At 50.1% G+C, this 5,159-nt stretch carries 3 protein-coding genes; 1 reads left to right on the top strand and 2 read right to left on the bottom strand.

Going from position 1 to position 5,159, the window contains the following annotated elements; all coding sequences use genetic code 11:
- Nucleotides 1–67: 67 nt before the first annotated feature.
- Entirely contained in the window at nucleotides 68–2,314 is a 2,247-nt protein-coding gene (locus GF401_07495; GenBank protein ID MBD3344890.1) for an amino acid permease, read from the bottom strand.
- Between the two features lie 237 nt (nucleotides 2,315–2,551).
- Between GF401_07495 and GF401_07490 the strand changes: the two genes are divergently transcribed.
- Entirely contained in the window at nucleotides 2,552–4,513 is a 1,962-nt protein-coding gene (locus tag GF401_07490) for a hypothetical protein (GenBank protein MBD3344889.1), read from the top strand.
- Between the two features lie 174 nt (nucleotides 4,514–4,687).
- Here GF401_07490 and GF401_07485 read toward each other — a convergent pair.
- Nucleotides 4,688–5,159: S1 RNA-binding domain-containing protein (locus GF401_07485; GenBank protein ID MBD3344888.1), on the bottom strand; the 472-nt coding region annotated here is incomplete at its 5' end.

Below are 5,159 nucleotides of genomic sequence, written 5' to 3'. Positions count from 1 at the left end.
GGGAGATAGAAATAGTAGATATTAAGATAATAAATGGCGGAAGAATTGAAAAGAAAAAGTAAAAAGTTTACGACACTAAATCCGCATCTCCGGTGGAGTACACAAGCAGTGTTGTGGGAAGATCTTTTATCAGATTGGTTATCGCACCCTGGAACTTTTCGGCGTCTTTCTCCTCGGGGACCTGGAATCCGAGGAATATGACTGAAGCATCTGCGGAGTTTTGGGTGATTGTTTCGGTAACCGGTTTATCAGACTGAATGACCTCTATTCTTGCTTTCATCCGGGCTGCATCGATCAGGGTTTTGAGTTCTTGCCGGGCAGGTTCCTGCCCCCGGGTGGTTTTGACGGCGCGTAGAATCCGTACGGTTGCTCGTGACCATTCACTGTTAAGCGTGATAAGGTAGGTCAGAATTATAATAAGAGAGCCGTTTTTCTGTCCCCGCCACCAGATATCGATACGCCGTTTTCTTTTTCCGGGTTCGGGAAGTCCTTTATCGTTGAGTAGGATCAGGCTGATATCGAGCGCCTTTGCTGCATTGAGAATGCGGACATAGCTTTGAGCGCGCTGAGGGTCGGGACTCCACCCGAAAATGGCAAGATTTGGTTTGAGCGGTCCGATCGAATTGCACTGGAAAATCTGCATTATGCCCGCTTCATAATCATCAGCCACGATAACTTCCGGAAATGCCTGGAGACGGTTTTTGCTTATGAAATCGTCAAGCTCCTGAATATGCAGTTTCCGGCGGTCTTTCATTTCATCGAACCCCCCCATGAGGATCGAGATGAGACTGACAATCCCCCGTCCGCTGCTGAGCCAGATAGCATATTTCACCAGTGTTAATCTGCTGTTGGGATTACCCGAAAGCACCAGGGTCGTAGGACGCCAGTTTTTGGGATGCATAGGAAGCTGGGAGAGCATGATAAGATATTCTCTGATCCGGGAATAGACAAATCCTCTCCGGGCATCGCCGAATGTGGTCGTCAGCACAAACCTTCGAACATAGGCAAACAGCAAAACAATCAGTGCGCCTGCGATGATTGTTGCTTGTGCACTGATAAGTACGGCGGCAAAAATACAGCCGGCAGCGCCTAAAAGTGCAAAGAACCAGTGGAACAGTTTAAATCGTGGACGAAAGGATGGATTCCTGGTAAATCCCTCGACAAAAGCCGCAAGATTGGTCATACCATAGGTAAAAAGAAAGAGCATGGTGACCACCGAAGCGATAATATTGAGCGCAACAGCGCCACCGCGGGTAACGGCATAATAGAGCACACCGGCCGAAAGAAAACAGACCAGCAGCAATGCCCGAAAGGGCTCCCCCTTTTTCGAAAGCTTACCAAAAGGTGTTGCCGGAGCAAGAATTTTATCTTCACCAAGCGCCTGGAGCACACGCGGCGCACCGAGCAGTGATCCCAGGGCGCTGGAGAGCGTGGCGCAGAATACTCCGAGGGCTACGATAAACGCTCCAAATCTGCCGAAAAGGGCATTTTCCAGGAGGCTTTCGTAGGGTGTGGCAATCAGGGTTTCTCTGGATATGGCACCACCGCAGATCAGTATCTGAGCAACATACACCAGAGCGCCCACGAAAACCGCAGCAAAGGTCCCCCAAGGAAGAGAAAAGGCAGGACGTTTCAGATTACCCGACATATTGACCCCAGCCATAATTCCGGTAACCGCAGGGAAATAAATTGCAAATATTTTCCAGAATCCGGTATCGCCGGTATACCCCGGAGTCCAGTTTGCATTCACCGTTGCCTCACTGAACTGAGTCCAGGAGCCGAGCAGAAACATGGTGATCGCCAATACAAGGATTACCATGATAAAATATTGCGTCTTAATCACCCATCCTGCACCCACAACGCTTATAACAAAAAGGATCGCCATCGAACCAAAAGCTATGTAGTGAAACCAGGGAGCGAAAACCGGGAATGTTACGACCAGCGCTTCGGTGAACCCCAGAAGATAAAAGGGCACCGAAAGGGTCTGGCCTAAAAACAGTGCTATACCGATACTTCCGCCGAATTCAGGGCCCAGGGTGCGGGATATGAGAAAATATGCTCCTCCGCCTTTTACTTCGGTATTGGTGGCAATAGCCGAAATCGAAATACTGGTAAAGAGGGTGATTATTTTCGAGAGTGAAAGAATAATCAGGGCATGAAAGATCCCTGCCTGGCCGACCACATATCCCACACGCATAAACATGATCACGCCAAAAATGGTGAGAATCGAGGGAGTGAAAACTCCGCCGAAGGTGCCGAATTTAACCGGACCATCGGTAATTATCGATGAATCTTTTGCTGTTTTCGCCTGCATGGAACTGTAATTTAAAAATCGCCCTCTCAAGGGCTGTGGTAAGGATATCGCGAATTATTGAGTATAAAATAATTACAGCTAAAATGCCCGCTACTTTTTTTTGCATATACTTTGGGGGCGGCTTCGGGGACGGAATTTCCCAAATCCTATTCCATCCAACAAAAATTACAACTATATTAATACCATCGCATTCCAAACACAAAAGGCTCATTACCTTTAGATATTCGGGAGGGGACCATGCTCAGAAAAACAATATGTCTTGCTATACTTTTCTGTTTGACAGCCGCGGCTCAGGACATTCGCAACGGCTCGGGCAAATACGGCGCAGTGTGTGCAGGAAAAGATTACCGTGCTGTGGATGCCGGCCTGGAAATGCTCCGTGAAGGCGGTACTGCTGCCGATGCTGCAGTCGCAACGCTCCTTGCCCTGTCTATTGTCGATCACGGCTCATTCTGTATCGGCGCAGAAATTCCTTTTATGATTTACGATGCTAAAAGCGATGAAGTCAAGGTCCTCTGCGGGCTTGGAGTTGCGCCAAAAGACTCGGCATCGATCCAATGGTTCTGGGATAATGACCTTCCCACCTGGGGCAATGAACCGAAAGTTTCTCCGGTTCCCGGTCCGATCAGTCTTTTCTTTAAAGCACTGCAGCTCTATGGAACCATGAGTTTTGAGCGGATTGCTCAGCCTGCGCTGGATATCCTGGATGGCGGCGGGCAGAGCTGGTACGATGAACTTGCTGTCACACTGCGCAAGTTAATCGAAACCGAACAGAATACCCAGGGAACACGAATTGAAAAACTCCAGGCGGCCAGAGACCGGTTTTACAAAGGCGATATTGCCGATATCCTGCATGAATGGTTCAGCGCTCCCGACGGCAATTCTACCCGCGGCTTTTTAAGAAAGAGCGACCTGGAAACCTACGAAACCCTGGTTGAAAATCCGATTATGCTGGACTATAACGGATATAACGTTTACAAGTGTGACACCTGGACGCAGGGCGTGGTGCTTCTTCAGGCGCTGGCGATTTTGAAACATTTCGACCTTGTCTCCATGGGCCATATGTCGGCCGAATATATTCACCATTGTGTCGAGGCGCTCAAGCTTGCCTTTGCCGACCGCGACAAATACTACGGCGATCCGCTTTTTGCAAATGTACCTATTGATATTCTTCTTTCGGATGAGTACAATAACCTTCGCTACCCGCTGATCGCCCCGGATCATTCGTCAACTGAGGTCCGTCCGGGCGATCCCTTTGGCATGAATGCAATATCCGACCCCGATTCCCTCCGGCACTGGCCGGGCGGAACAACCACCTGTTGCGTTGCAGATCAGTACGGCAATGTGGTGTCGGCAACACCAAGCGGAAACGGCACCTATTCGCTCTGCAGCGAGCTTGGCATTCATTTTGCCCGCAGGTTGCGCTGCTTCAACACCACTCCGGGCCATCCGAACCAGATCGAACCGGGAAAACGTCCACGGATCACCCTCACCCCAACCATGGTGCTCAAAGAAGGCAAACCGATCCTGGCAATAAGCGTTGCTGGCGGCGATAAGCAGGACCAGACCACGCTCAACCTTCTGCTCAATTTCATCCATTTTAATATGATGCCTGTCGATGCAGTCAGTGCGCCGCGCTTCGAAACCCGTCACCACGAAAACGGTTTCAGGGCATATCCCGACAGACAAGACCGTATCTATGACCTCAACTACCTTCGTGTCAACGAAGAAGTCGGGCAGGATATTTTAAATGCGCTGTCAGGTAAAGGGCATGACATCAGCTCGTATAACGATAATATCGCTAACCCGGTGATGCTGTATATCGACCCATCCGACAGCATGATGTATGCCGCGGGTGAACCGAGAGCCGACCGCAATGCCGATGCACTCTCCGCTCCGGTTGCAATCGAAGGCAGGCCATTCATGACACGTAAGCGTATCGATGCGTGCTCTGTTGACCCGAAATCCGGAGGCGTTGAAATCGCCTGGTCGTTTCGAAACAGTAATGGCGCCAAAATAATGTTTTACACGACGACAGGCGATCTGGTCTATGCAAAACAGGTATCTTCTCGATCGGGAAAGCAACGGATAAGCCTGCATTCGGAAACGGCAGGTTTAAGGAACGCTGCAGGTTGCTACATTACCAAGATTGTGGCCGGTACCGAGACGATTTCCAGAAAGTTTGTGATGACGAAATAGGCCGGTACCGCATGTCCGCGCTGCGGTGAATGATTAAGCGATAGACATCAGGGACGGAGTTAAAAAATTGAATTAAACCCGGAAACTCACGATGAGCTAAATTCAATTTTTTATCTCCGTCCCCAAAATTGGGTGCGCCCTTGATAGTCACTGGCGCCCCCCGGCACATTCAGCTTATTTCATAAACTGCCGGAGACTGAATTTCGGTTTGCAGGTAACCAGTTTTTTGGGTTTGTTATCGTGGCGATTGCCTTTCTGTTGCGGCCGGCTCGATGAGCTGTCCGGTTGCCTCCTGTGCTGGGGCTTGCCGGACCTTTCCTGTTGCCGTCCGCCCCCATCTTTTTCGAGCCGCATGGAGAGCGATATGCGGTTAAGTTCTTCATCAACCTCCAGCACTCGCACTTTGACTACCTGCCCCACTTTCACCACCTGACGGGGATCCTTGACAAACCGGTTTGCCATCTGGGAAATATGAACGAGGCCGTCCTGGTGAACGCCGATATCGACAAAGGCGCCGAAATTGGCCACATTGGTCACGGTGCCTTCAAGAACCATATCGGGTGCAAGATCGGAAATCTCCTGGATTTTATCGTCGAAAACCGCATAAGTAAACTCAGCACGAGGGTCCCGTCCGGGCTTATCGAGC

The organism is Chitinivibrionales bacterium (assembly GCA_014728215.1).
Taxonomy (GTDB): Bacteria; Fibrobacterota; Chitinivibrionia; order Chitinivibrionales; family WJKA01; genus WJKA01.
The sequence above is the reverse complement of the archived record's forward strand: the minus strand, read 5'-3'. Positions and strand labels throughout refer to the sequence as shown.